We start from the raw sequence: 252 nt of genomic DNA, 5'->3' as shown, positions 1-252 counted from the left end.
AACAAGCGCTTCATCAGGTGCTGAGTGCGATGCTGGAACCGACCTTCTCGGACCACAGCTACGGGTTCCGCCCCGGCCGAAGCGCCCACCAGGCGGTCAAGGCGATGCAACGACACATCAGCGAGGGCCACCGCTGGGTGATCGATCTGGATCTGGCCCAGTTCTTTGATCGGGTCAATCACGATGTGTTGATGAGCCTGCTGGCCCGTCGCATCACCGACCGACGGATACTGACCCTGATCCGGCGTTACC

1 protein-coding gene is annotated in these 252 nt (G+C 61.5%); it reads left to right on the top strand.

Annotated elements, in window-relative coordinates:
• Positions 1-29: 29 nt before the first annotated feature.
• The coding region (locus EZI54_RS24215) for a reverse transcriptase domain-containing protein (RefSeq protein WP_341352877.1) at positions 30-252 on the top strand (223 nt) is incomplete at its 3' end.

This window comes from Marinobacter halodurans (genome assembly GCF_004327985.1).
Lineage (GTDB): Bacteria > Pseudomonadota > Gammaproteobacteria > Pseudomonadales > Oleiphilaceae > Marinobacter_A > Marinobacter_A halodurans.
Note: the sequence above shows the minus strand (reverse complement) of the source record. Positions and strands in the feature narration are given on the sequence as shown.